Source organism: Paracoccus haematequi, from assembly GCF_900631945.1.
GTDB lineage: Bacteria > Pseudomonadota > Alphaproteobacteria > Rhodobacterales > Rhodobacteraceae > Paracoccus > Paracoccus haematequi_A.
This window is the reverse complement of record NZ_UZWE01000029.1, coordinates 42,996-66,155: the sequence shown is the minus strand read 5'-3', so window position 1 is coordinate 66,155 and position 23,160 is coordinate 42,996. Positions and strand designations below refer to the sequence as shown.

Below are 23,160 nucleotides of genomic sequence, written 5' to 3'. Positions count from 1 at the left end.
GGCGGCCCGAGAAGTGTGTTCTGCGCGGATCCGGGTTGCAGCGGCCGGGGTGTGTCAGGATGCCGCGGCGATGTCGGGCGCGGGCAAGGCGGCGCATCGCCCCAGGGTTCCCGCGCCGCCGCCGGTCAATCCGCCGCTGCCATGGCCCGCGCCTGCATGTCGCTGAAATGCCGCCGCAGCCGGTCCAGCCCCGCCGCGTCCCAGCCGGGCGGCTGCGTCACCGCCATCCAGGGGGCGATATGATCCTCGTAGGCGTAGAGATGCCCGTGGCCCATCGGCACATGCAACGACACCGCCATGTCGAAGGCCAGTTGCAGGAAGCTGACGATCGGATACCACCGCAATTCGGGCGACACGTCGGGACCGCGCGGCGGGCTCATCCAGGCGGGCGGGCGCCAGGCCGATCCGGTGTCGAAGAACACGATGGGATCGCTGGCATATTGCAGATAGACGATGCGGACGCCCCCCCAGACATCCTGCACGGACAGGCCCTGCCGACCGTTCGTGAAGCGCACCGTCTGGCCCCGGTCCAGGCGCGGCAGCCAGGCGGGCGAGGCCGGGTCGCGTTCCTGCGTCAGGGTCTGCCACAGCGGGCTGACAAAGGGCGGACCCACCCACAGAGCGCCCGCGAAGGGCTGGTCGATCATCTCGGACAGGCGCAGCGACTGCTGCGAACTATAGGCCCCCAGGCTGAGACCGTACAGATACAGGTCGGGGCGGTCGCTGTCGGGCAGGGTCAGCCAGTGGCGATAGACGGCGCTGAACAGGGCGCGCCCGGCCTCGGCCGAATATTCGGGTTCGACCAGCAGCGAGATCCAGCTTTGCAGATAGGAATACTGGATCGCCACCGTCGCCACGTCGCCGCGATGCAGGTATTCCAGCGTCAGCATCGCCGCCGGGTCCAGCCAGCCGGTGCCGGTGGGCATCGCGACCACCAGGATCGACCGGCCGAAGCCGCCGATACGGTCCAGTTCGGCCACCGCCAGGGCGGCGCGATCCTCGGCCGTGTCGGCGGCGTTCAGGCCGACATAGGCGCGCAGGGGCTGCATCGTCGCGCCACCCGTGACGGCGGCGATCTGGTCGGGCGTGGGGGCCGAGGCGATGTAATTGCGCCCCTCGCGGCCCAGATCCTCCCAGGCGACCAGGGATGCGGGGCTGCCGGTGCGCAGCGGATCGGCGGGCGGCTGGATGTCGGGCGGGATCACCGCGTCAAGCGCGCGGGCCGAATTGTCGGCGGTGCGGATGAAGCCGCTGAACAGCACGCCGTTGGCCAGCGACCACAGCAACACGCCGCCGACGATCAGGCCCAGCAGATGCGCGGCCCGGCGCGGCACCACCTGCGCGATCCGCGCGATCAGGCGGCTGACGAACAGCGCCGCCAGCTTGCCCAGCGTCAGCAGGACGGTCGCCACGGCCAGGGCCATGGCGCCGATCATCAGGGGCAGTTCGGGCGGCGCCAGCGGCATTCCCATCGGCGCGCGGATGGAATTCTGCCAATCCGTCGCCCGCCACAGAAACCACCCTACGATCAGCGCGGCGATAAGTGCCGATGCCCCCAGCAGGCGGCGTCCCGTCCGCCCCCCTATCAGCGGCAGATCCAGCGTGACCCAGATCCACCGCAGCAGCACCGCCACGCCGTAACCGGCGGCAAAGCAGACCCCGGCAAGCGCGCCCTGCACGCCTTCGCCGCGCGGGATCAGGCTGGGGGTCAGCGACGCGGCCATGAACAGCGCGCCCAGCACCAGGCCCACGCCCGAGATCCTGCCCGCGACGAAGCGGACAAGGGTCAGGGGATCGGCGGTGGCGGCGGTGCGGTTCTGCATGACGCGATCAGGTCCGATCCCGCGCCGCGCGTCAACCGGGAAAGACCGCCCGGCGCGATCCGGGCAACGACGCCTACAGCCCTGCCGCGATCTCGGCCTGCGCCTGGGCCAGCAGCGACCGGACATGCGGCGCGAAGCTGCGCCAGACATCCATGCGGAAATCCGCCGGGCCGTCGCGCCACAGGATCACGGTGGCGCTGTCGAAGACCGTGCGCGCCGCGCTGCCCACCGCCATCGCCGCGAGATTGCGCGGGCAGCAGGCGGCCAGCAGGTCCAGGACCGCCGGGCCGGACAGGCGCAGGGTGATTTCCCGGTCGCTGATGTCCACCAGGCTGTGCGGCGCGTCGGCATAGACGGCGCGGGCGGCGTCCGCCAGCGGCGCGCCTTCGGGCGCGGCGATCAGCCATTCGTCGGGTCCAAGGCACAGCGCCTGAATGTCCCCGGCCTGCGCCCGCTGGCCCACGCGGGCGGGCAGGTCCAGGCCAAGCGCCCGGCCCACGGCGTCCCGATGCGCGGGCTTGACGCGCAGCGACAGGCGCAGGGCGGGGGCCGCGTCCTCGATGCGGATGGCGGCTGCGGCAAAATCGTGTTTCTGACTGGTCATCATCGCTTCCTCAGGCCTTCAGCCGCTCGTTCTGCGGATCATAGAACACGGTCGAGGTGATCTTCGCCTTGCGCACGCCGTCGGGCATGGGGATGAAGACCGTCTCGCCCATCCTGTCGAAACCGCCCTCGATCACCGCCATGGCGATGGGGTGCCCCATCGTCGACTGATAGGAGGACGTGACGTGTCCGACCATCTTCATCGGCTTCGGCTGGTTCGGATCCAGCACGATCTGCGCGCCTTCCTGCAACAGGCTGCCATCCTCGGTCAGCAGACCGACAAGCTGCTTGCGGCCTTTCGCCACGATGTCGGGGCGCGACAGCGACCGCTTGCCCACGAAGTCCTTCTTGGCCTTGCCGATGGCCCAGTCCAACCCCGCATCGCCGGGCGTCACCGTGCCGTCGGTGTCCTGGCCGACGATGATATAGCCCTTCTCGGCCCGCAGAACGTGCATGGTTTCGGTGCCATAGGGGCAGATGTCATAGGCTTTCCCGGCCTCGATCAGCGCAGTCCACAGGGCCAGGCCGTGACGGGCGGGGACGTTCACCTCGAAGCCCACCTCGCCGGTGAAGGACAGGCGGAACAGACGCGCGGGCAGGCCCGCCACGGTGCATTCGGCGCAGGACATGTGCGGGAAGTCGTCCCAGTCCACGCCTTCCACCAGCGGCTTCAGCATCGCCAGCGCGTTCGGCCCGTTCAGCGCGACCGTCGCCCATTGCTCGGTGGTCGAGGTCAGCCACACGTCAAGCTCGGGCCATTCGGTCTGGAGGTAGTCCTCCATCATCGTCAGGACGCGCGCGGCGCCGCCGGTGGTGGTGGTGACGTGGAACAGGTCGGGCGACAGCCGCCCGATCACGCCGTCGTCGCGGATGAAGCCGTCCTCGCCCAACAGCAGCCCGTAACGGCAGCGGCCCGGTTGCAGCTTGGTCCAGGGGTTGGTGTACATGCGGTTCATGAATTCGACCGCATCCGGCCCGGCGACCTCGATCTTGCCCAGGGTCGAGGCGTCGAAAATCCCCAGCGATGCCCGCGTGGCCTTGCATTCGCGCAGCACGGCGGCGTGCATGTCTTCCCCGGCCTTCGGGAAATACCAGGCGCGGCGCCATTGGGCGACGGGCTCGAAGACCGCGCCGTTCGCCTCGGCCCAGGGGTCGATGGGGGTCTTGCGGGTCAGTTGGAAGGTCTCGCCGCGCAGGTATCCGCAGAAGGCGCCGAAGCTGGTCGGCGTATAGGGCGGGCGGAAGGTGGTCAGGCCCACCTGCGGCGGTTCCTTGCCAAGCGCGTCGGCGGCGATCATCAGCCCGTTGATGTTCGACATCTTGCCCTGGTCGGTCGCCATGCCGTTGGTGGTGTAACGTTTGACATGCTCGATCGACCGCATCCCTTCGCGCACGGCCAGGCGGATGTCCTTGGCGGTCACGTCGTTCTGGAAGTCGATGAAGGCGCGCGCCTTGCCCGCATTGCCGTCGGTCGGCAGTTCGGTATGGCTGACCCCGCTGCCGGGGCGGTCGTTCGCAACGGTGAAGCTGGCCTGATGCCCCGCACGGCCCAGCCCTTCAAGCGCCCGCAGGCCCGCCGCCGCGCCATCGGCCAGCACGTCGGCGTAACCCCACAGGCCCCGGCCCGCGCCCGCGATCTCGCAGTCTTCGGTCTTGCGGTCGGGCAGGAAGGTCTGGCCGTCCCAGGCCAGCGTCCCCTTGGTATGAGAGAACAGGTGCAGCGAGGGCGTCCATCCGCCCGACATCAGCAGGCAGTCGCAGGCGATGTCGCGGCCCGTGCCGACCTGGGTGCCGCGCACCGGGGCGGCACGGACGGATTTCACCCGCAACCGGCCCCTGGTGGTGGTGACGGTGTGGCTGGGCAGAACCTCGATCCCGCGTTTGCGGGCGCCGTCCAGCAGGTCGGGGCGCGGGGACTCGCGCGTGTCGATGATCGCCGCGACCCGCGCGCCGTTGTCGGCCAGGTCGAAGGCTGCATGATACGCGCTGTCATGGCTGGTGATGACGGCGGGGTTGTCGCCGACCTTGACGCCGTATTTGTGCAGGAAGGTCTGCGCCGCGCCCGCCAGCATCACGCCGGGCCGGTCGTTGCCGTCGAAGACCAGCGGCTTTTCCAGCGCGCCCTGGGCCAGAACGACTTGGCCCGCGCGCACCCGCCACATGCGTTCGCGCGGCGCGCCCTTGGGCGGGCTGTCCAGGTGATCGGTCAGCCGCTGGCACAGGCCCAGCATGTTCTGGTGATAGTATCCGATGGCCGTGGTCCGGGTCATCAGCCGCACGCCCGCCGCGCGCAGGCGGCCCAGTTGCGCGTCCACCCAGTCCCAGGCGGGCTTGCCGTCGATCAGCACGGCGGGATCGGACAGCAGCGATCCGCCCATTTCCGCATTCTCATCGACCAGCGTCACATCCGCGCCCGACTGCGCCGCCGCCAGGGCCGCCGCGATTCCCGCAGGCCCTGCCCCGACGATCAGCACGTCCGTATGCAGATAGCGGCTGGCATAGCGGTCGGGATCGGGTTCGGTCGGGGATTTGCCCAGGCCCGCAGCGCCGCGGATCACGGGTTCATAGATCTTGTCCCAGAAGGACTTCGGCCACATGAAGGTCTTGTAATAGAACCCGGCCGAGAACAGCATATAGGCCCGGTCGTTGATCGCCCCCACGTCGAAGGACAGCGACGGCCACTTGTTCTGGCTTTCCGTGACCAGCCCGGCGCGCAGTTCCTGGACGGTCGCCCGCGTGTTCGGCTCGAACCGGCCCGCCCCGCGCGAGGTGCCGATCAGGGCGTTCGGTTCCTCGGAACCGGCCGAGACCGCGCCGCGCGGACGGTGATACTTGAAGGACCGGCCCATCAGATGCACGCCGTTGGCCAGCAGGGCGGATGCCACGGTGTCGCCGCGCAGCCCCTGATAGGTCTTGCCGTCGAAGGTGAAGGACACGGGCGCGGAATGATCGACGCGGCCCTTGCCCTGTAAGCGATAGCGGCTCATTCTGCGGCCTCGTTGGTCAGGGGACGACGGGGCTCGCCCGCCTTGTAGGTGGTCAGGAAGCGGTCGCTGACGGTATCGCGGATGGCGTTGAAGAACCGCCCGCAGCCGATGTGGCGCCAGCGTTCGTAATGCGGGCCGCGCGCATTGGTGCGGATGAACAGGAAGTCGCGCCATTCCTCGTCCGACAGCGCCGAAGGATCGGCGGGGCGGGCGATATGCGCCTCGCCCGCATAGGTGAATTCCAGCTCGGGCAGGCTGTCTTCGCAATAAGGGCAGTGGATCAGCAGCATGGTTCGGTCCTCAGTGCGCGCAGATTAATGAGCCACGGCGGCGGCGGCGGCTTCGTCGATCAGACGGCCGGTGGTGAAGCGTTCCAGCGTGAAGGGCGCGTTCAGCGGATGCGGCTCGTCTTTGGCGACCGTCCAGGCCAGCAGATGCGCCGCCCCCGGCGTGGCCTTGAAGCCGCCGGTGCCCCAACCGCAGTTCACATACAGGCCCTTGACCGGCGTCTTGCCCAGGATCGCGCTGCGGTCGGGGGTCACGTCCACGATGCCGCCCCATTTGCGCAGCATCCGCATCCGGGTGAAGATCGGGAAGACCTCGCAGATCGCCGCCACGGTATGTTCGATCAGCGGCAGGCCGCCGCGCTGCGAATAGCTGGTATACTGGTCGGTGCCGGACCCGATCACCAGCTCGCCCTTGTCGGACTGGCTGATATAGGCGTGGACGGTGTTCGACATGACCACGCAGGGGAAGATCGGCTTCACCGGCTCGCTGACCAGGGCCTGGAGCGGGAAGCTTTCCAGCGGCATCCGCAGCCCGGCGCTGTCCATCACGACGCTGGTATTGCCCGCCGCCGACACGGCGACCTTTTTCGCGCGGATGAAGCCCTTGGCGGTGTCGACGCCGATCACCGCGCCGTCCGGCCCGCGACGGATCGCGTTGACCGCGCAGTTCTGGATGATGTCCACGCCACGGGCGGCGGCGGCGCGGGCATAGCCCCAGGCCACCGCGTCATGCCGCGCCGTGCCCGCCCGCATCTGCAACGCCCCGCCCATCACCGGATAGCGCGCGTCGGGGCTGATGTTCAGCGGCGGGCAGAATTGCTTGCATTCCTCTTTCGTCAGCCAGCGGTTGTCCACGCCGTTCAGCCGGTTCGAGTTCACATGCCGCTGGAAGGACTGCACGTCATGGACGTTGTGCGCCAGCATCAAGACGCCGCGCTTGGAATACATGACGTTGTAGTTCAGATCTTGGGACAGGTTGTCCCACAGGTCCAGGGCGTGGTCGTACAGCTTGGCGCTTTCGTCATACAGATAGTTCGACCGGATGATGGTGGTGTTGCGGCCCGTGTTGCCGCCGCCCAGCCAGCCCTTGTCGATCACCGCGACATTGGTGATGCCGTGTTCCTTGGCCAGGTAATAGGCCGCGCCCAGTCCGTGGCCGCCCGCGCCGACGATCACCACGTCGTATTCGGCCTTGGGCTGGCTGTCGGGCCATTGCTCTCGCCAGCCCTTGTGGCCGTTGAGAGCCTGTTTAAGCAGCGAAAAGGCGGAGAAATGGGTCATGCGGGGCGAACCTTATGGGGCGATTCCGGTATGATCGCCAAAATGCCAGAAAGCCGCACAGGCCGACTGGATCCCTGCGCCAGTGGGGTGTTACATTTGCGTCATGCGCGACACGCCCGCCCCCCCTGATTCCCTGCGCCTGCGCGTCGGATTTCTTCTGGCGCGGCGCTTTACCCTGTCGGCCTTCGCGAATTTCGTGGACGTGCTGCGGCTGGCCGCCGACGAAGGCGATCGGTCCCGCCCGATCCGCTGCAACTGGCGGGTTCTGGGAACCTCTGGCCAGCCGGTGCAGTCAAGCTGCGGCGTGGCCATCGCCCCGGACGAAAAGCTGGGCGATCCGTCGCGTTTCGACTATGTGGTCGTGGTCGGCGGCCTGATCGACGAGATCGAGCGGCTGGAACCGGATTACCTGGCCTTCCTGCACCGCGCCGCCAAGGCGGGCGTGCCGCTGGTCGGCGTCTGCACCGGCGCCTTCATCCTGCACCGCGCCGGGCTGATGGACGGATACCGCTGCTGCGTCAGCTGGTTCCACCACGAGGATTTCCTGGAACAGTTCGACGGGCTGCGCCCCGTGTCCGACCGCATCTTCGTGGTGGACCGCGACCGGCTGACCTGTTCGGGCGGCGCCAGTTCCGCGCATCTGGCGGCCTTCCTGATCGACCGCCATATCGGCCGGGCGGCGGCGCAGAAAAGCCTGCACATCATGATCATCGACGAGGCGATGGCCGCCGACGACCCCCAGCCCGGCCTGCCGCTGGAACTGAAGACCGACGACCCGCTGGTGCGCCGCGCGCTGCTGATGCTGCAACAGAACATGGACACGCCGCCGCCGGTGGCCGATGTGGCCGCCCATTTGCAGGTCAGCCGCCGCAAGCTGGAACGCCATTTCGCCGCGTCCCTGTCGATGTCCCCGGCCGAGGCCTTCATGCGTGTGCGCCTGTCGCAGGTGCGGATGCTGCTGGCCCGGCCCGACCGCACGATCAGCCAGATCGCCGCCGAGACGGGCTTCTGCGACGCCTCGCACCTGATCCGGGTGTTCCGCGACGGTCTGGGGGTGACGCCGGAACAGTGGCGGAAAGCGCAGCGGGAAACGGTCCGCCTGCCCTGAGCCTGGGTCCGCCCGCGCCCGCTCAGCTTGCCAGGGCCAGCACCGTGTCCGTGCGGACGGGCAGGGCCACCACCGCAGCGGCCTTCTGCACGCCCCGTTCGCGATAGGGCGAGGTGCCGTAGCGGTCCCGATAGCATTTCGAGAAATGCGAGGAACTGGAGAAGCCGCAGGCGATGGCGATCTCGATCAGGGGCAGGTCGGTGTTCAGCAGCAACTGCCGCGCGCGGCCCAGGCGGGCTTCCAGGTAATACCGCTTGGGGCTGCGGTTCAGGTATCGCATGAACAGCCGTTCCAACTGGCGGGTGGACATGCCCGCGTCCTCGGCCAGTTGCGACGGGCTGACGGGGCTTTCCAGATTCGCCTCGATCCGGGCCACGACGGCGGCCAGGCGGGGATGGCGGATGCCGATCCGGGTGGTGATGGACAGCCGCTGGTGGTCGCGCCCGGTGCGGATCGCGGTGTGCAGCATCTGGTCGGCGATCTGGGACGCAAGGTCGGGTCCATGGGTCTGGCCGATCCGGTGCAGCATCATGTCGATCGACGACGTGCCGCCGCCTGCCGTCAACCGCGATCCGTCATCGACGAAGACCTGCCGGTGCAGCTGCACCTCGGGGAAGGTTTCGGAGAAGGAATCGTGGTTTTCCCAGTGGATCGTGGCCCGTCGCCCGTCCAGCAGCCCGGCGCGGGCCAGGATATGCGCCCCGGTGCAGACCGCGCCCAGCACCGCGCCGGTACGCGCCTGCCTGCGCAGCCAGGCCAGCACCGGGCGGCTGGCCTGGGCCGTGATGTCGTCGCCGCCGCAGACGATCACCACCTCGTCCCGCGTGACGGCGATGTCGTCGCCCAGGCCGCCGTCCAGCCGGATCTGGCTGCCGTTGGAACAGGCGGCGAAATCCCCCTGCGGCCCGATCAGGCGCCAGTCGTAAAGGCGCGTCCCCGCCATCTTGTTGGCCAGCCGCAGCGAATCCAGGGCCGCGGCAAAGGGCAGCATGGTGAACCTGTCCAGAAGCAGAAAGGTGAAACGCCGGGTGGTCGGGGATTGCGCCATATGTCCTCTCCGTCGCGAAGGCTGCGGCTGTTCGTGACGGAAGCGTGACAGAGACGCGGGCCGCCGCGATGGATCTTCGCGGCAGAATGATATGAACCTTGCGTCACCTTCGCCCCGCCGCGGCCGGTCGCGCCATTGCCCCGGCGTCCTGTCCCGCGCTAGGTTTCGCGCGGATGGATCAGCAGGGCGGGCAGGGGAATGCGGCGTGACGATCAGGAATACCCCGCCGCCTGCCATTGCGGCGCGGTCCGGTTCACCGTCCGGCTGGCCCAGGGCTTCGCGGGCATCCGCCGCTGTTCCTGTTCCTATTGCCGGATGCGCGGCGCGGTCGCCGTCTCGGCCGGGCTGAAGGACATCCGGTTCCAGCAGGGCCAGGACAACCTGACCCTGTATCGGTTCAACACCGGCACGGCGAAGCATTATTTCTGCAAGACCTGCGGCATCTATACCCACCATCAGCGGCGGTCGGACCCGCAGCAGTTCGGGGTGAACGTGGCCTGCCTTGACGGAATCAGCCCCTTCGACGTTCCCGAGGTCCCGGTCATGGACGGCGTTGCCCATCCCTCGGACAAGGGCGGACCGGCGCGGGTCGCCGGGATCCTGCGGTTCCAGCCGCCGGACCGGGGCTGAACGGTCAGGCGGGCAGCCCGTCCTTGACCCGTTCCCAGGCCAGCGTCAGGTGATGGCCCAGGATCGCCGACAGCCGGGGCGCGTCGCGGGCCTCCAGGGCAGCGATCATCTCCTCGTGTTCGGCCACGGCACTGGCCCATTTCTCGGGGCCTTCATGGCCGATGAAGCGGATCCGCTTCAGCCGGGTCTGCAACACGCCGTGCATGTCCGACAGCGCCGCGTTGTCGGCAAGCGCCACGATGCCGGAATGGATCGCCTGGTTCAGCTTGTAATATTGCATTCGGTCGCCCGAATGATAGCAGGCGATCATCCGGTCGTGCAGCTCGCGGATCCCGCCGATGTCGTTGTTCGTCGCCAGTTCGCAGGCGCGGGTCGCGGCGAACTGTTCCAGGCTGCGGATCAGGTCGATCATGTCCCGCACTTCCTTGGCGCCGAAGGTCTTGACGACCGCGCCCCGGCTGGGGACCAGATCGACCAGGCCTTCGCTGGCCAGATACTTGATCGCCTCGCGCAGCGGGGTGCGCGACACGCCCAGGGCTGCGCCGATCTGGCCTTCGTTGATCCGGGTGCCAGGGGCCAGGTGGCCCTCGATGATCATGTCGCGCAGCCGCGAGACGATGGCGTCGTGCAGCGGCTGGCGTTCGATCCGGGCCGAATGTTCCGGGCTCGGTTGGGCGTTGACCGGGGTCACGAAGTCCTCCCTGACTGATTCTTATCGGTATGCGGCGGAATGTCACGAGTCAATCATGCGCGCTAAATGCTGCATACAGTATTATTGAACTGTCCCGCCCCGGCGTGCTAGCGTCCGCGCCGGAGGAGTGATTCGGGCAGGGGCGCCAGCCATGGCGCCGCGCCGCATCGGCCTTCGACGACAGAAGGAGGCTTTCGTGACCCTGCCCTGGACCGCCGAGACCTGGCCCATCGCCGCCGCGATGATCCCCTTTCCGGGGCGCCTGCCCGATGGCCGCCTGGTGCAGGATGCCGATCCCGCGGTCTGGGCCGAAAGCCTGGGCGAAGTGGCCGATGCCGGGTTCGATTTCGTGGACCCGACCGATTCCTGGCTGCGCGTCGCCGATCTGGACCCCGCGCGCCGGGCCGATTTCGTGGCGATCTGCCGCGACCTGGGCCTGTCGGTCCCTGCCATCTCGACCTCTCGGCGCAGCGTGATCGACCCCCGGCATGGCGAGGAATACCTGGCCTACAGCCACCGGGTGATCGACACCGCCGCCGAACTGGGCGCGGGCCATGTCAGCTTCGGCTTCTTCGGCCCCTTCACGCCCGCCCAGCAGAAGGCGCTGTGGTTCTGGACCGAACAGGGGGTGAAGAACCCCGACGACGCCGCGACCTACCGGCTGGCCGTGGACCGGATCCGCGACCTGGCCCGCCATGCCGCCGATCTGGGCATCCAGGTCGCCCTGGAAATGTACGAGGATACCTATGTCGGCACCGCCCGCGACGCGGTGCGTTTCGTCACCGACGTGGACCATCCGTCGGTCAAGCTGAACATCGACATCGGCAACCTGATCCGCCTGCACCGCCCGGTCGAGCACTGGTCCGAGATGATCGACCTCTGCGTTCCCTTCGCGGGCTATTGGCACGTCAAGAATTACTACCGGATCGAGGATCCCTCGGGCCTGGTCATGTCGCATCCCGCGCCGCTGATGGGCGGGACGATCAATTGGCGCGCGGCGATCCGCAAGGCGCTTGACGCCGGATTCGCCAGCCCGTTCCTTGTCGAGCATTACGGCGGCGACGGCCTGGGCGTCTGCGCCGAGAACCGCGACTATATCAAGCGCATCCTGTCGGGGAGGACAGTCCTGAAATGACCAAGGTGTTCGACAAGCCGGAAGATTTCGCCGCCGCGGCCCTGGCGGGCTTTTGCGCCGCCAATGCCGATCGCGTGCGGGCCGTGGCCCATGGCGCGGTGCGCGCCGCGCCGGGGCCGCGCGGCAAGGTGGCGCTGCTGGTGGGCGGCGGATCGGGCCATTACCCGGCCTTCCTGGGCTATGTCGGCACCGGCCTTGCCGATGCGGCGGTGGCGGGGGATGTCTTCGCCTCGCCCTCGACCGCCTGGATCCACGGGGTCGCCAAGGCGGCGAACCGGGGCGGCGGGGTGATCCTGGGTTTCGGGAATTATGCGGGCGACGTGCTGAACTTCGGCTCGGCTGCGGAACGGCTGCGGGCGGAAGGGATCGACGCGCGCATCCTGGCCGTGACCGACGACGTGGCAAGCGCCGGGGCGGACGAACGCGCCAAGCGGCGCGGCGTGGCAGGCGACCTGCCGGTCTTCAAGATCACCGGCGCGGCGGCGGAAGCCGGGCTGGACATGGACGCGGTGATGGCCGTCGCGGGCCGCGCGAACGATGCCACGGTCTCTTTCGGCGTGGCCTTCGACGGCTGCACGCTGCCGGGGCAGGGCACGCCGCTGTTCACGGTCGATGCGGGTCAGGTCGGCATGGGCCTGGGCATTCACGGCGAACCGGGCATCAGCACCCGGCCGATGATGCCCGCCGCCGATCTGGCGCGCACCCTGCTGGATCCGCTGCTGGCCGAACGCCCCGCCGGTCAAGACGGCCGCGTCGCGGTGATCCTGAACGGCCTGGGCCGCACGAAATACGAAGAACTGTTCGTCCTGTGGCATCACCTGACCGGGCTGCTGTCGGATGCCGGCCTGACCCCGGTGGACCCCGAGGTCGGCGAATTCGTCACCAGCCTGGACATGGCTGGCTGTTCGCTGACCCTGACCTGGCTGGACGACGAGCTTGAGGGTTATTGGCGCGCGCCCGCCGACGCGCCCGCCTTCCGCAAGGGCACCGTCGCGCGCCCCGCCGCTGCCGCCGAGGACATCGGGGCCGATGCGGAAAGCGCGGCGCAGATCGTCGCGGCTGGCCCGGACGCGCAGGCGGCGGGCCGCTGTGTGGCGGCGCTGATCGGCCATGTCGCCAGGGCCCTGGCGGACGCCGAGGAAGAACTGGGCCGCATCGACGCGCAGGCGGGCGACGGCGACCATGGGCAGGGCATGGCGCGCGGTTCCGCCGCCGCCGCCGATGCCGCTGAAAAGGCGGTGCAGGCCGGTGCGGGGGCTGGGACCGTGCTATCCCTGGCGGGCGATGCCTGGGCAGACCGCGCGGGCGGCACCTCGGGCGCGCTGTGGGGCGTGGCGCTGCGGGCCTGGGGGCAGGCGCTTGGCGATGACGGCAAGCCGTCCGTCCAGGCCGTCGCGCAGGGGGCGCAGGCCGCGCATGACGCCATCGTCCGGTTGGGCGGGGCGCAGGTCGGCGACAAGACCCTGGTGGATTCGCTGGTGCCTTTCGTCCAGGTGCTGAACGAACGTGTCGCGGCGGGCGAGGCCCTGGGCATCGCCTGGGCCGCCGCCGCCGCCCGGTCGACCGAGGCCGCCGATGCCACCGCGCAACTGACCCCCAGGCTGGGCCGCGCGCGGCCGCTGGCCGAACGCAGCCTGGGCCACCCGGATGCGGGCGCGGTTTCGCTGGCGCTCTGCGCGCGGGTCGTGGGCGCGAACCTGCCCGGCTGAGGCAATTCCGGGACAGGCGCCGATCCGCGCCTGTCCCTTTCGACAGGCGGCATCGGGCAAAATCGAGTGGACCCGATGCAAAATTCTGCATACAGAATGTTACATAGAGGACGGGAATCATGCGCATAGCTTTGGCAATCGGCGACGCGGGTGGCGTCGGGCCGGAACTGGCGGCCAGGCTGCTGGCCGATCCGGCGATGCAGGACAACGACATCGTGGTGGTGGGTGACGCCAGCGTGCTGAAGATGGGCGCGACTCATGCCGGGGTGACGCTGGACCTGCCGGTGGTCGCGCCGGACCGGGTCGCCGAGGGTCTGCCCTCGGGCCATGTTCTGGTCGATCTGGGCAATATCCCGGCGGACAGGGTGACGCTGGGCCAGTCCAGCCCGGAAACCGGCGCGGCGTCGTTGCAGAACTTCGCCGCCGTGCTGCGGCTGGCCCGCGCGGGCATCGCCGATGCGGTGATGTTCACGCCCTTCAACAAGCATTCCATGCGCCTGGCCCGTCCGTCCTATATCGACGAGATCGGCTTCATCGACCGCGTTCTGGACACCGACCGTTCGGGCCGCGAATTCAACGTGCTGGAAGAGGTCTGGAACGCCCGCGTCACGTCCCACATCCCGCTGAGCGAAGTCGCCGGCCGGATGAGCGTGGAGCGGATCCTTGGCAGCCTGCGCCTGACCCATGAGGTGATGACCGGGGCGGGCAAGCCGAACCCGCGCATTGGCGTGGCGGCGCTGAACCCCCATGCGGGCGACGGCCGGAATTTCGGGACCGAGGATGACGACATCATCGCCCCCGCCGTCGCCGCTGGCGTGGCCGAGGGCATCGACGCCAAGGGACCGATCCCGTCCGACACCGTGTTCGTGCGCGCTGTGCGCGGCGAATTCGACGCTGTGCTGACCATGTATCACGACCAGGGCCAGATCGCGATGAAGCTGATGGGCTTCGACCGCGGCGTCACGCTGATCGCCGGTTACGGCTTCCCGATCGTCACCCCGGCCCATGGCACCGCCTTCGACATCGCGGGCCAGGGCAAGGCCGACCTGGGCGCCACGATGCAGGCGGCGCTGCTGGGCGCGCGCCTTGCGAAACTGAACCCCGCCCGCGACCCGCAGCCGCTGCCCGCCGACTGGGCCACGGCCGGGGTCGAGGGCGCGGCCGCGCTTGTCGCCGAATAGACCCGTTTTCCCGGTCCCCGGTCGGGGGCCGGTTCATCCCCGGAGGAGGAAACCCATGACCACGATCAAGACCGGCCTTCTGGCCGCGACCGCGCTGCTGCTGGCTGTCCCGGCCCAGGCCGAATGGGCGCCCAGCCGTCCCATCGAATTCGTCGTCGCGTCCGGCGCGGGCGGCGGCACCGACAACTTTGCCCGCACCATCCAGGCGATCCTGACCCGCGACGGGATCATCGACAATCCCGTCGTCGTGCTGAACAAGGGCGGCGGATCGGGGGCCGAGGCCTTCCTCTATGCCCGCCAGAACGACGGCGACCCGCACAAGCTGATCTTCGGCACGAACAACGTCTATCTGCTGCCGCATGTCGCCAAGCTGGCCTATACGGTCGAGGATTTGCAGCCCGTGGCGGCGCTTGCGCTTGACGAATTCCTGGTCTGGGTCAAGGCCGACAGCCCCTATCAGACGGTGATGGATCTGGTGAACGCCGCCAAGGACGCGCCGGGCACCATTCCCTTCGGCGGCAGCCAGTCCAAGGATACCGACGAAACCCTGGTCGCGCTGATCGAACAGACCACCGGCGCGGATTTCAAGTATATCCCCTTCAACGGCGGCGGCGAGGTCGGCGTGCAGCTGGCCGGCGGCCATGTGGCGGCCAACGTGAACAACCCCAACGAGAACGCGGGCCAGTGGCAGGCCGGGGCGGTCCGGCCGCTGTGCGTCTTCGCGCCGCAGCGGATGGCGGAAAGCGCCCCGATCAGCGGCGACATGGGCTGGCACGACATCCCCACCTGCAAGGAACAGGGGCTGGAGATCGACAGCTATCAGATGCCGCGCACCGTCTGGCTGCCCGCCGGGACCGAGCCCGACGTGCTGGCCTATTACGAGGCCGCGCTGCAAAAGGTCGCCGAAAGCGATGCCTGGAAGGAATACCTGGCCAAGACCTCGCAATCGGCAAGCTTCCTGACCGGCGACGAGCTGGCCAAGTTCATCGAGACCAGCGAAGGCAATGCCGTCAAGGTCTTCGAGGCCGAGGGCTGGACCGCGAAATAAGCACGACCGGCCCGCGCCGGATCCCGGCGCGGGCCATGACCACCAGAACAGGGGGGAGAGGATGACCGTCAAAGTCTTTCATGCCGAACTGGGCACCGCCGTCGCAACCGGGCTTCTGGGCGTGGCGGGCGTCGTCGGGGCGAACGAACTGGGCCATGGCTGGACCGAAAGCGGTCCCGAGGCGGGGTATTTCCCGTTCTATGTCGGCCTGATCCTGATCGGCGCAAGCCTGTGGAACCTGGTCGCCGCCTTCATCCATCATCGCCGGGCGCAGGCCCATCTTGCCGCTGGCGGAGAGGCCGACGAGCCGTTTCTGGACGGCGAACGCGCCCGCCGCCTGGGCATCTTCATCGCCGCCCTGCTGGCCTTCGTGGTCGTCACCCTGACCATGGGCATCTATGTCGGCTCGATCCTCTACATCACCTGGAGCGCGTGGCGTCAGGGCGGATACCGCCTGCCGCTGGCGCTTGGCACGGGCGCGGGCTTCGCGCTCGCGCTGTACGTGATCTTCGAGGTCATCTTCAAGATTCCGCTGCTGAAGGGCCCGATCGAGCCGCTTCTGGGCATCTACTAAAGGGGCGGGCGCATGGGAAACTTTGATCTTCTGATGCATGGCTTCGGCGTCGCCATCACGCCGATGCACCTGATGCTGATGGTCGGCGGCGTGCTGATGGGGCTGATCGTCGGCGTGCTGCCGGGCCTGGGCGCGCCGAACGGCGTGTCGCTGCTGATCCCGCTGACCTTCGCGCTTGACCCGACCTCGGCCATCATCCTGCTGTCGTCGATGTACTGGGGGGCGCTGTTCGGCGGATCGACCACCTCGATCCTGTTCAACATTCCGGGCGAGCCGTCGTCGGTCGCCACCACCTTCGACGGCTATCCCATGGCGCGGGCGGGGCAATCGACCCGCGCGCTGACCCTGGCCTTCATGTCGGCGGGCTTCGGCGCGCTGCTGGGCGTGATCGTCATCACCCTGCTGGCGGGCTGGGCGTCGAACTTCGCGCTGCGCTTCGGCGCGCCGGAATATTTCGCGGTCTATTTCCTGGCCTTCGCCGCCTTCGTCGGCATGGGCAGCGCCGCGCCCATGAAGACGCTGGTGTCGCTGGCGGCGGGCCTGCTGCTGGCATCCGTCGGCATGGACAGCGTGACCGGATCCATCCGCCTGACCTTCGGCTTCGAGGATCTGCTGGGCGGCATCAGCTTCCTGGTCGTCGTGATCGGGTTGTTCGGCATCGGCGAACTGCTGTCCACCGTGCAGGAGGGACTGCGCTTCCGCGGCGTGGCGTCCAAGATCGATCTGCGCGACGTGTTCAAGACCATTGCGGAACTGCCGCGATACTGGGCGACCTATATCCGGTCGGGCCTGATCGGCATCTGGATGGGCATCACGCCGGGCGGGCCGACCGCCGCGTCCTTCATGTCCTATGGCATCGCCCGGTCATCCAGCCGCAAGGGCGCGCCCTTCGGCACCGGCCGCCCGGAAGGCATCGTCGCGCCGGAAACGGCCGACCACAGCGCGGGTTCCTGCGCGATGCTGCCGATGCTGGCGCTTGGGGTGCCGTCGTCCGCCACCGCCGCCGTGATGATGGGCGGGCTGATGATCTGGGGCCTGACGCCGGGACCGATGCTGTTCGCGACGCAACCGGATTTCGTCTGGGGCCTGATCGCCAGCATGTATGTGTCGAACCTGATCGGCGTCGTGCTGGTGCTGGCGACCGTGCCGATGTTCGCGGCGCTGCTGCGCATCCCCTTCACCATCATCGGCCCGATGATCGTCGCGATCTGCTTCGTCGGCGCCTATACGGTGTCGAACGCGACCTTCGATCTGTGGCTGGTGCTGATCTTCGGCCTGGTCGGATACCTGTTCAGCCGCCTGGATTACCCGCTGGCGCCGCTGGTCCTGGCGATGGTGCTGGGCCACAAGGCGGAAAACGCCTTCCATCAGTCGATGCTGCTGTCGGACGGGTCGCTGGGGATCTTCTTCTCGAATCCGCTGGTCAGCGGGATCATGGCGGTCGGCATCGCGCTTCTGGTGCTGCCCAAGCTGATGGCTTTCGGATCGCGCTTCCGGCGCCGGGTGCCTGTCGAATAAGGGAATACCATGAACCATCATCGCTATTTCGCCGGGCTGGATGCCCGGACGGTCGAATGCGTCATCGTCGGCACCGGCGGCTTCGGGCGCAGCTTCCTGGCGCAGGCGCGTCATGTGAAGGGGCTGGCCTGCCGCGTGGCGGTGGACCGCGATGCGGCCACGGCGGCGGGGGTCCTGGCCTCGGTCGGGGTGACGGACATCGCCGAATGCGCTGACCCGGCGGCTGCCCGCGCCGCCTGGGACGCGGGACGGGCGATCGCCGCCGCCGATCTGGCGGTGGTGGCGGACCTGCCCGTGGACGTGGTGCTGGAAGCCACCGGCAACCCCGAGGCCGGCGCCCGTCACGCGCGGCTTGCCATCCGGGCGGGCAAGCATGTCGTGATGGTCACCAAGGAAACCGACAGCGTGGCCGGGCCGATCCTGGCGCGGATGGCGGCGGAACGGGGTGTCGTCTGTTCGCCCATCGACGGCGACCAGCCCAGCCTGCTGATCGGGCTTGCCACCTGGGCGCAGGTGATCGGGCTGCGGATCGTCGCGGCGGGCAAGTCCAGCGAATACGATTTCGTCTTCAACCCCGCCACGGACGAGATCACCAGCAACGGCGTCACCGTGGACGCGCCGGGCTTTGGCGATTGGGTCGATGCGGGCGACCGCCCCTGGTCACAGGTCGTGGCCGCCCGCGCCCGCCTGGTGCCGCTGCCGCAGCGCGCCGTGCCCGACCTGTGCGAGATGGTCGTGGTCGCGAACGCCCTGAACATGGCGCCCGACCGTCCCGATTACCACGCCCCCATCGCCCGGATCACCGAACTGGCCGACCTGATGGCGCCCGCCGCCGATGGCGGTCTGCTGACCGGGCAGGGGCAGCTTGACGTGTTCAACTGCCTGCGCCTGCCGGGGGAACCCAGCTTCGCGGGCGGGGTCTTCGTCACCGTCGCCTGCGAGGATGACGAGACCTGGGCGATGCTGCGCGACAAGGGCCATGTCGTCGCCCGTAACGGCCGCACCGCGATGATCGGCCTGCCGCGCCACCTGCTGGGCATGGAAGCCGCGACCACCGTCTTCGAGGCCGCGCTGCTGGGCGTGTCCTCGGGGGCCGAGAAACCGCGCCCGGTGATGGATCTGACCGCCCATGCCGATGCCGACCTGTCCGCCGGATCGTTGCTGGTGGCCGAGGGGCATCACCACACCATCGCCCATGTCTCGGGCCGGATGACGCCTGCGCGGGTGCTGGCCGATGATGCGCCGATTCCCTATTACCTGCTGTCGGGGCGTCGGTTGAAACGGGATGTGAAGGCGGGGCAGATGATCCTCTGCGGCGATGTCGATCTGGATACGGACTCTGAACTGTACCGCCTGCGCGCCGCGCAGGACGCCGTGACGGACTGGTCCTGACATGCTGCTGGGCTGCATCGGCGACGACTTCACCGGATCGTCGGATCTGGGCAATACGCTGACCCGCGCGGGGATGCGGGTGGTGCAGTATTCCGGCACGCCGGCCACCCCCGCCGCCCCCGATGTCGAGGCCGGGATCGTCGCGCTGAAATCGCGCACCATGCCGGTGGCCGAGGCCGTGCGCCTGTCGCTGGAGGCCTTGGACTGGCTGCGCGCGCAGGGCTGTCGGCAGTTCCTGTTCAAGTATTGCTCGACCTTCGATTCCACGCCGCAGGGCAATATCGGCCCGGTGGCCGAGGCTTTGGCGGATGCGCTGAAGGCCGACCGGGTGATCTTCTGCCCGGCCTTCTCGGCGACGGGACGGACGATCTTCCAGGGCCACCTGTTCGTGGGCGACCGGCTGCTGTCGGAAAGCGGGATGGAGAACCACCCGCTGACCCCGATGACGGACCCCGACCTGCGCCGCTGGCTGGCTTTGCAGGCGCGGGAAGGGGTGGGGCATGTTCCCGCCGCGACCGTCTGGCAGGGGCCCGAGGCCGTGCGCGCCGCATTGCGGGCGCAGGACCATCGTTTCGTGGTGGCGGACGCGATCCGGGACCAGGATCTGGTGGTGCTGGGGCAAGCCGTGGCCGATCAGGTGCTGCTGACCGGCGGATCGGGCATCGCGCTTGGCCTGCCCGGCAATTTCCGCGCCCAGGGGCTGCTGTCGGCGGAGGGCCCGCAATGGCGCGGGCAGGCGGGGCCTGTCGCGGCGCTGTCGGGATCCTGCTCTCGCGCCACGCGGGGGCAGGTGGCGCGGCATGTCGCGGACGGCCAACCGGCGATGGAGATCGACCCCGAGGCGGTGATGGCGGGCCGGACCACCGCGCGCGATGCCGCCGGTTGGGCGCTGTCGCAGAAGGGCCTGCCGCTGGTCTATTCCTCGGCCGATCCCGATGCCGTGCGCGCCGTGCAGTCCCGCCACGGGGCCGAGGCGGTTGCCCACAGGCTGGACGCCTTCTTCGCCGAATGCGCGCGCCTGCTGGTCGCGGGCGGCGTCACGCGCCTGATCACCGCGGGGGGCGAGACCTCGGGCGCGGTGGTCGAGGGGCTGGGGGTCAAGACGCTGGAGATCGGCCCCGAGATCGATCCCGGCGTTCCCGCGATCCGGGCGGGCGAAACCCTGGTCCTGGCCCTGAAATCCGGCAATTTCGGCGCCGAGGATTTCTTCGCCAAGGCCGCAGAAAGGCTGGCGGGATGAGCGAGGCCGCCCTGCGCGAACGGATCTGCCTGCTGGCGAAGTCGCTGTTCGACCGGGGCCTGACGCATGGGTCCACCGGCAATATCAGCGCGCGCACCGAAGACGGCGGGCTGCTGGTCAGCCCCACGGGGACCAGCTTCGGCCGTCTGGATCCGGCGCGGCTGTCGCGCTTCGACGCGGCGGGCAGGCATGTCGGCGGCGACAGGCCGACCAAGGAAATGCCGCTGCACAGCGCGTTCTATGAAACCCGCAACCGCACGGCGGCGGTGGTGCATCTGCATTCCTGCCACTCGGTCGCCTGGTCCACCTTGCCGGACGCCGACCCCGACGATTTCCTGCCGCCGATCACCCCCTATGCCTTCATGCAGCTGGGCCGGGTGAAGCTGCTGCCCTATTTCCGCCCCGGCGATCCCGCCATCGGCGATGCGGTGCGCGGCCTTGCGGGCAAGCGGTCGGCGGTGATGCTGGCCAATCACGGCCCGGTTGTCGCGGGCCTGGATCTGGACGCCGCCTGCAACGCCGTCGAGGAACTGGAGGCCACCGCCCGGCTGGCGATGCTGCTGCGCGGCACCACGCCCGCGATGCTGACGCCCGGACAGGTGGCGGACCTGGTGCGCCTGCACGACATCGCCTGGGGCGATTAGCGCAGCACGCGCCGCAGCCCGTCCTGCACCTTGAGAAGCGGATCGAGATACAGGCCCGCCAGATCCGCCGCCGCGGCCTGGACCGCCGCCACCCCGGTATTGATCGCCGCCACCACCCGGCCCTGCGCGGAAAACAGCGGCACGGCGATGGAGCGCAGGCCCAGCTCGACCTCCTGGTCGATCACCGCATAGCCGTCGCGGCGGGCGGCGTCCACGCGGGCCATGATCTCGGCCGGGTCGGTCAGGCTGTGCGGGGTGCGGGGCGTCAGGTCCGACGCCTCGACCACGCCGCGCGCCCGGTCGGCGGGCAGGGCGGCCAGCAGCACCCGGCCCATCGACGTGCAATGCGCGGGCAGCCGCGATCCCGGCATCAACCCGATGGACATCACCCGCCGCTGCGCCGCGCGGGCCAGATAGACGATCTCGGTCCCGTCCAGGATCGAGACGGATGTGGACTGGCCGATCCGTTCGGACAACTGGTCCAGCCAGGGCTGGACCATCTGCGCCAGCGGCATCGCGGCAAGTGCGCCCATGCCCAGCCGCAGGACGCGGGCGGTCAGGGTGAAGAACTTGCCGTCGTAATCGGCATAGCCCAGGTCGTGCAGCGTCAGCAGGCAGCGCCGGGCGGTGGCGCGGTCCAGGCCCGTTGCCGCCGAGATGTCCGAGATCGACATGCGCGGGTGGTCGGCGGTGAACGCCTCGATCACGCGCAGGCCCTTGGCAAGCGATCCGATGGTGTTCTTGTTCGCCATGCGCACAGGATCGCGCAGAATGCGGACAAAGGTCAAGATGCGCACGAAGCGGCTGGTCCGACGACGCGGCCGGTCCTATGCCGGGCCTGAAAGCAGGAGGATTCGATGGACAAACGCATTGAAAACCTGGCGCAGGCGGTGGCCGACATTCCCGACGGCGCCACGGTGATGATCGGCGGCTTCGGCGGGTCGGGCGCGCCGATCGAACTGATCCACGCGCTGATCGACCGCTATCTGGCGACCGGCAGCCCCAGGACCCTGACGGTCATCAACAACAACGCCGGCAACGGCCATGTCGGCATCGCGGCGATGATCGAACAGGGCATGGTCGCGAAGATGGTCTGTTCCTTCCCCCGATCCGCCGATCCACGCGTCTTCACCGAGAAATACCTGGCCGGAGAGATCGAACTGGAACTGGTTCCGCAGGGCACGCTGGCCGAACGTATCCGCGCGGGCGGGGCGGGGATTCCGGCCTTCTATACGCCGACCGGCTTCGGCACCGACCTTGCAAAGGGCAAGCCGGTCGCGGAATTCGACGGGCGCAGCTATGTGCAGGAACGCTGGCTGAAGGCCGACTTCGCGCTGATCAAGGCGGAAACCGGCGACAGCCTCGGCAACCTGACCTATCGCATGGCCGCGCGGAACTTCGCGCCGATCATGGCGATGGCGGCGGCGCGCACCATCGTCCAGGTCAGCCATGCGGTCGCGCCGGGCGGCATCGACCCGGAAGCGGTCGTCACGCCCGGCATCTTCGTCGATGCCATCGTTGAAGTCCCCAACCCCGCGCAGGAAGAAGACCTGAACCGCGCGAACGCCCATTACCCGGAGGTGGCGGCATGACCGGCAAGCTGACCAACGCCCAGATCGCCTGGCGCGCGGCGCAGGACATCCATGACGGCGCCTATGTAAATCTGGGCATCGGCTTCCCCGAGATGGTCGCCCGCTTCCAGCCAAAGGGACGGCAGGCGATCTTTCACACGGAAAACGGCATCCTCGGCTTCGGCGAGGCCCCCGCGCCGGGCCAGGAGGACTGGGATCTGATCAATGCGGGCAAGAAGGCGGTGACGCTGAAGCCCGGCACCGCCTTTTTCCACCATGCCGACAGCTTCGCGATGGTGCGCGGCGGGCATCTGGATGTGGCGATCCTGGGCGCCTATCAGGTTGCGCAGACCGGCGATCTGGCGAACTGGTCCACCGGGCCGAAGGGCGTGCCCGCCGTGGGCGGCGCGATGGATCTGGTCCATGGCGCGAAACGCGTGGCCGTCATCACCGATCACGTCACCAAGGACGGCAAGCCGAAGCTGCTGGATCGCTGCACCCTGCCGCTGACCGGGGTCGCCTGCGTGACGCGGGTCTATACCTCGCTTGCGGTGGTGGACATCGTGGACGGTCGTTTCGTGCTGCGCGAAAAGCTGCCCTCGCTGTCCTTCGAGGAGTTGCAATCCCTGACCGGCGCGCCGCTGCATCTGGATGGCGGCGTGGCCGACCTGACCTGCCCCGAGGTGTGAC

At 68.8% G+C, this 23,160-nt stretch carries 21 protein-coding genes; 13 read left to right on the top strand and 8 right to left on the bottom strand.

Annotated elements, in window-relative coordinates; genetic code table 11:
* Positions 1-125 precede the first annotated feature (125 nt).
* The 5 genes from PARHAE_RS09000 to PARHAE_RS08980 form a co-directional block, all read right to left on the bottom strand.
* The gene (locus PARHAE_RS09000; protein ID WP_126154283.1) at positions 126-1,823 is read right to left on the bottom strand and encodes an alpha/beta hydrolase; all 1,698 of its coding nucleotides are present in this window, start codon (positions 1,821-1,823) and stop codon (positions 126-128) included.
* Between the two features lie 73 nt (positions 1,824-1,896).
* Positions 1,897-2,427 carry a sarcosine oxidase subunit gamma gene (locus PARHAE_RS08995; RefSeq protein WP_126154282.1) on the bottom strand — a complete coding sequence of 177 codons (531 nt, stop codon included), beginning with the start codon at positions 2,425-2,427 and terminating at the stop codon, positions 1,897-1,899.
* 10 nt (positions 2,428-2,437) lie between these two features.
* Positions 2,438-5,413, bottom strand: a complete 2,976-nt coding sequence (locus PARHAE_RS08990; RefSeq protein ID WP_126154281.1) for a sarcosine oxidase subunit alpha — start codon at positions 5,411-5,413, stop codon at positions 2,438-2,440.
* Positions 5,410-5,703: a sarcosine oxidase subunit delta gene (locus tag PARHAE_RS08985; protein ID WP_126154280.1), complete on the bottom strand. Its 294-nt coding sequence runs from the start codon at positions 5,701-5,703 to the stop codon at positions 5,410-5,412. Before PARHAE_RS08985 ends, PARHAE_RS08990 begins: the two co-directional genes overlap by 4 nt.
* Before the next feature lie 24 nt (positions 5,704-5,727).
* Positions 5,728-6,981 (bottom strand): sarcosine oxidase subunit beta family protein, encoded by a 1,254-nt coding sequence (locus PARHAE_RS08980; RefSeq protein WP_126154279.1) that lies wholly within the window; start codon positions 6,979-6,981, stop codon positions 5,728-5,730.
* Positions 6,982-7,084: 103 nt separating this feature from the next.
* Between PARHAE_RS08980 and PARHAE_RS08975 the strand changes: the two genes are divergently transcribed.
* The gene (locus tag PARHAE_RS08975; protein ID WP_126154278.1) at positions 7,085-8,089 is read left to right on the top strand and encodes a GlxA family transcriptional regulator; all 1,005 of its coding nucleotides are present in this window, start codon (positions 7,085-7,087) and stop codon (positions 8,087-8,089) included.
* Between the two features lie 22 nt (positions 8,090-8,111).
* On the opposite strand, the gene PARHAE_RS08970 is transcribed toward PARHAE_RS08975, so the two are convergent.
* The gene (locus PARHAE_RS08970; RefSeq protein ID WP_126154277.1) at positions 8,112-9,137 is read right to left on the bottom strand and encodes a GlxA family transcriptional regulator; all 1,026 of its coding nucleotides are present in this window, start codon (positions 9,135-9,137) and stop codon (positions 8,112-8,114) included.
* 198 nt (positions 9,138-9,335) lie between these two features.
* On the opposite strand from PARHAE_RS08970, the gene PARHAE_RS08965 reads away from it, so the two are divergent.
* Entirely contained in the window at positions 9,336-9,767 is a 432-nt protein-coding gene (locus PARHAE_RS08965) for a GFA family protein (protein WP_126154276.1), read from the top strand.
* A 4-nt stretch (positions 9,768-9,771) separates the two neighbouring features.
* On the opposite strand, the gene PARHAE_RS08960 is transcribed toward PARHAE_RS08965, so the two are convergent.
* On the bottom strand, positions 9,772-10,458 hold the full coding sequence (locus PARHAE_RS08960) for a GntR family transcriptional regulator (protein ID WP_241232738.1): 687 nt from the start codon (positions 10,456-10,458) through the stop codon (positions 9,772-9,774).
* Positions 10,459-10,654: 196 nt separating this feature from the next.
* Here PARHAE_RS08960 and PARHAE_RS08955 point away from each other — a divergent pair, with 196 nt between their 5' ends.
* From PARHAE_RS08955 to otnC, 9 genes are all read left to right on the top strand, one after another.
* Positions 10,655-11,593, top strand: coding sequence for a sugar phosphate isomerase/epimerase family protein (locus PARHAE_RS08955; protein WP_241232737.1), 939 nt, complete (start codon positions 10,655-10,657; stop codon positions 11,591-11,593).
* On the top strand, positions 11,590-13,302 hold the full coding sequence (locus PARHAE_RS08950) for a dihydroxyacetone kinase family protein (protein ID WP_126154274.1): 1,713 nt from the start codon (positions 11,590-11,592) through the stop codon (positions 13,300-13,302). The genes PARHAE_RS08955 and PARHAE_RS08950 overlap by 4 nt, the downstream gene beginning before the upstream one ends.
* Before the next feature lie 119 nt (positions 13,303-13,421).
* Positions 13,422-14,483, top strand: a complete 1,062-nt coding sequence (locus tag PARHAE_RS08945; RefSeq protein WP_126154273.1) for a 4-hydroxythreonine-4-phosphate dehydrogenase PdxA — start codon at positions 13,422-13,424, stop codon at positions 14,481-14,483.
* Positions 14,484-14,538: 55 nt separating this feature from the next.
* Positions 14,539-15,531, top strand: a complete 993-nt coding sequence (locus PARHAE_RS08940) for a tripartite tricarboxylate transporter substrate binding protein (RefSeq protein ID WP_206436904.1) — start codon at positions 14,539-14,541, stop codon at positions 15,529-15,531.
* A gap of 61 nt (positions 15,532-15,592) precedes the next feature.
* Complete coding sequence (locus PARHAE_RS08935) at positions 15,593-16,105, top strand: tripartite tricarboxylate transporter TctB family protein (RefSeq protein ID WP_164555191.1); 513 nt, start codon at positions 15,593-15,595, stop codon at positions 16,103-16,105.
* A 12-nt stretch (positions 16,106-16,117) separates the two neighbouring features.
* Positions 16,118-17,623 carry a tripartite tricarboxylate transporter permease gene (locus PARHAE_RS08930; protein WP_126154271.1) on the top strand — a complete coding sequence of 502 codons (1,506 nt, stop codon included), beginning with the start codon at positions 16,118-16,120 and terminating at the stop codon, positions 17,621-17,623.
* Between the two features lie 9 nt (positions 17,624-17,632).
* A complete protein-coding gene (locus PARHAE_RS08925; protein ID WP_126154270.1) occupies positions 17,633-19,015 on the top strand; it encodes a Gfo/Idh/MocA family oxidoreductase in 1,383 nt (460 codons plus the stop codon).
* A gap of 1 nt (position 19,016) precedes the next feature.
* Positions 19,017-20,255 (top strand): 3-oxo-tetronate kinase, encoded by a 1,239-nt coding sequence (gene otnK, locus PARHAE_RS08920; RefSeq protein WP_126154269.1) that lies wholly within the window; start codon positions 19,017-19,019, stop codon positions 20,253-20,255.
* Positions 20,252-20,899, top strand: coding sequence for a 3-oxo-tetronate 4-phosphate decarboxylase (gene otnC, locus PARHAE_RS08915; RefSeq protein WP_126154268.1), 648 nt, complete (start codon positions 20,252-20,254; stop codon positions 20,897-20,899). Before otnK ends, otnC begins: the two co-directional genes overlap by 4 nt.
* Here the strand turns inward: otnC and PARHAE_RS08910 are convergent.
* Positions 20,896-21,651: an IclR family transcriptional regulator domain-containing protein gene (locus PARHAE_RS08910; protein WP_126154267.1), complete on the bottom strand. Its 756-nt coding sequence runs from the start codon at positions 21,649-21,651 to the stop codon at positions 20,896-20,898. The two genes, otnC and PARHAE_RS08910, sit on opposite strands and share 4 nt — an antisense overlap.
* A gap of 105 nt (positions 21,652-21,756) precedes the next feature.
* On the opposite strand from PARHAE_RS08910, the gene PARHAE_RS08905 reads away from it, so the two are divergent.
* Entirely contained in the window at positions 21,757-22,491 is a 735-nt protein-coding gene (locus PARHAE_RS08905; RefSeq protein ID WP_126154266.1) for a 3-oxoacid CoA-transferase subunit A, read from the top strand.
* Positions 22,488-23,159, top strand: a complete 672-nt coding sequence (locus tag PARHAE_RS08900) for a CoA transferase subunit B (RefSeq protein WP_126154265.1) — start codon at positions 22,488-22,490, stop codon at positions 23,157-23,159. The genes PARHAE_RS08905 and PARHAE_RS08900 overlap by 4 nt, the downstream gene beginning before the upstream one ends.
* Position 23,160 lies beyond the last annotated feature (1 nt).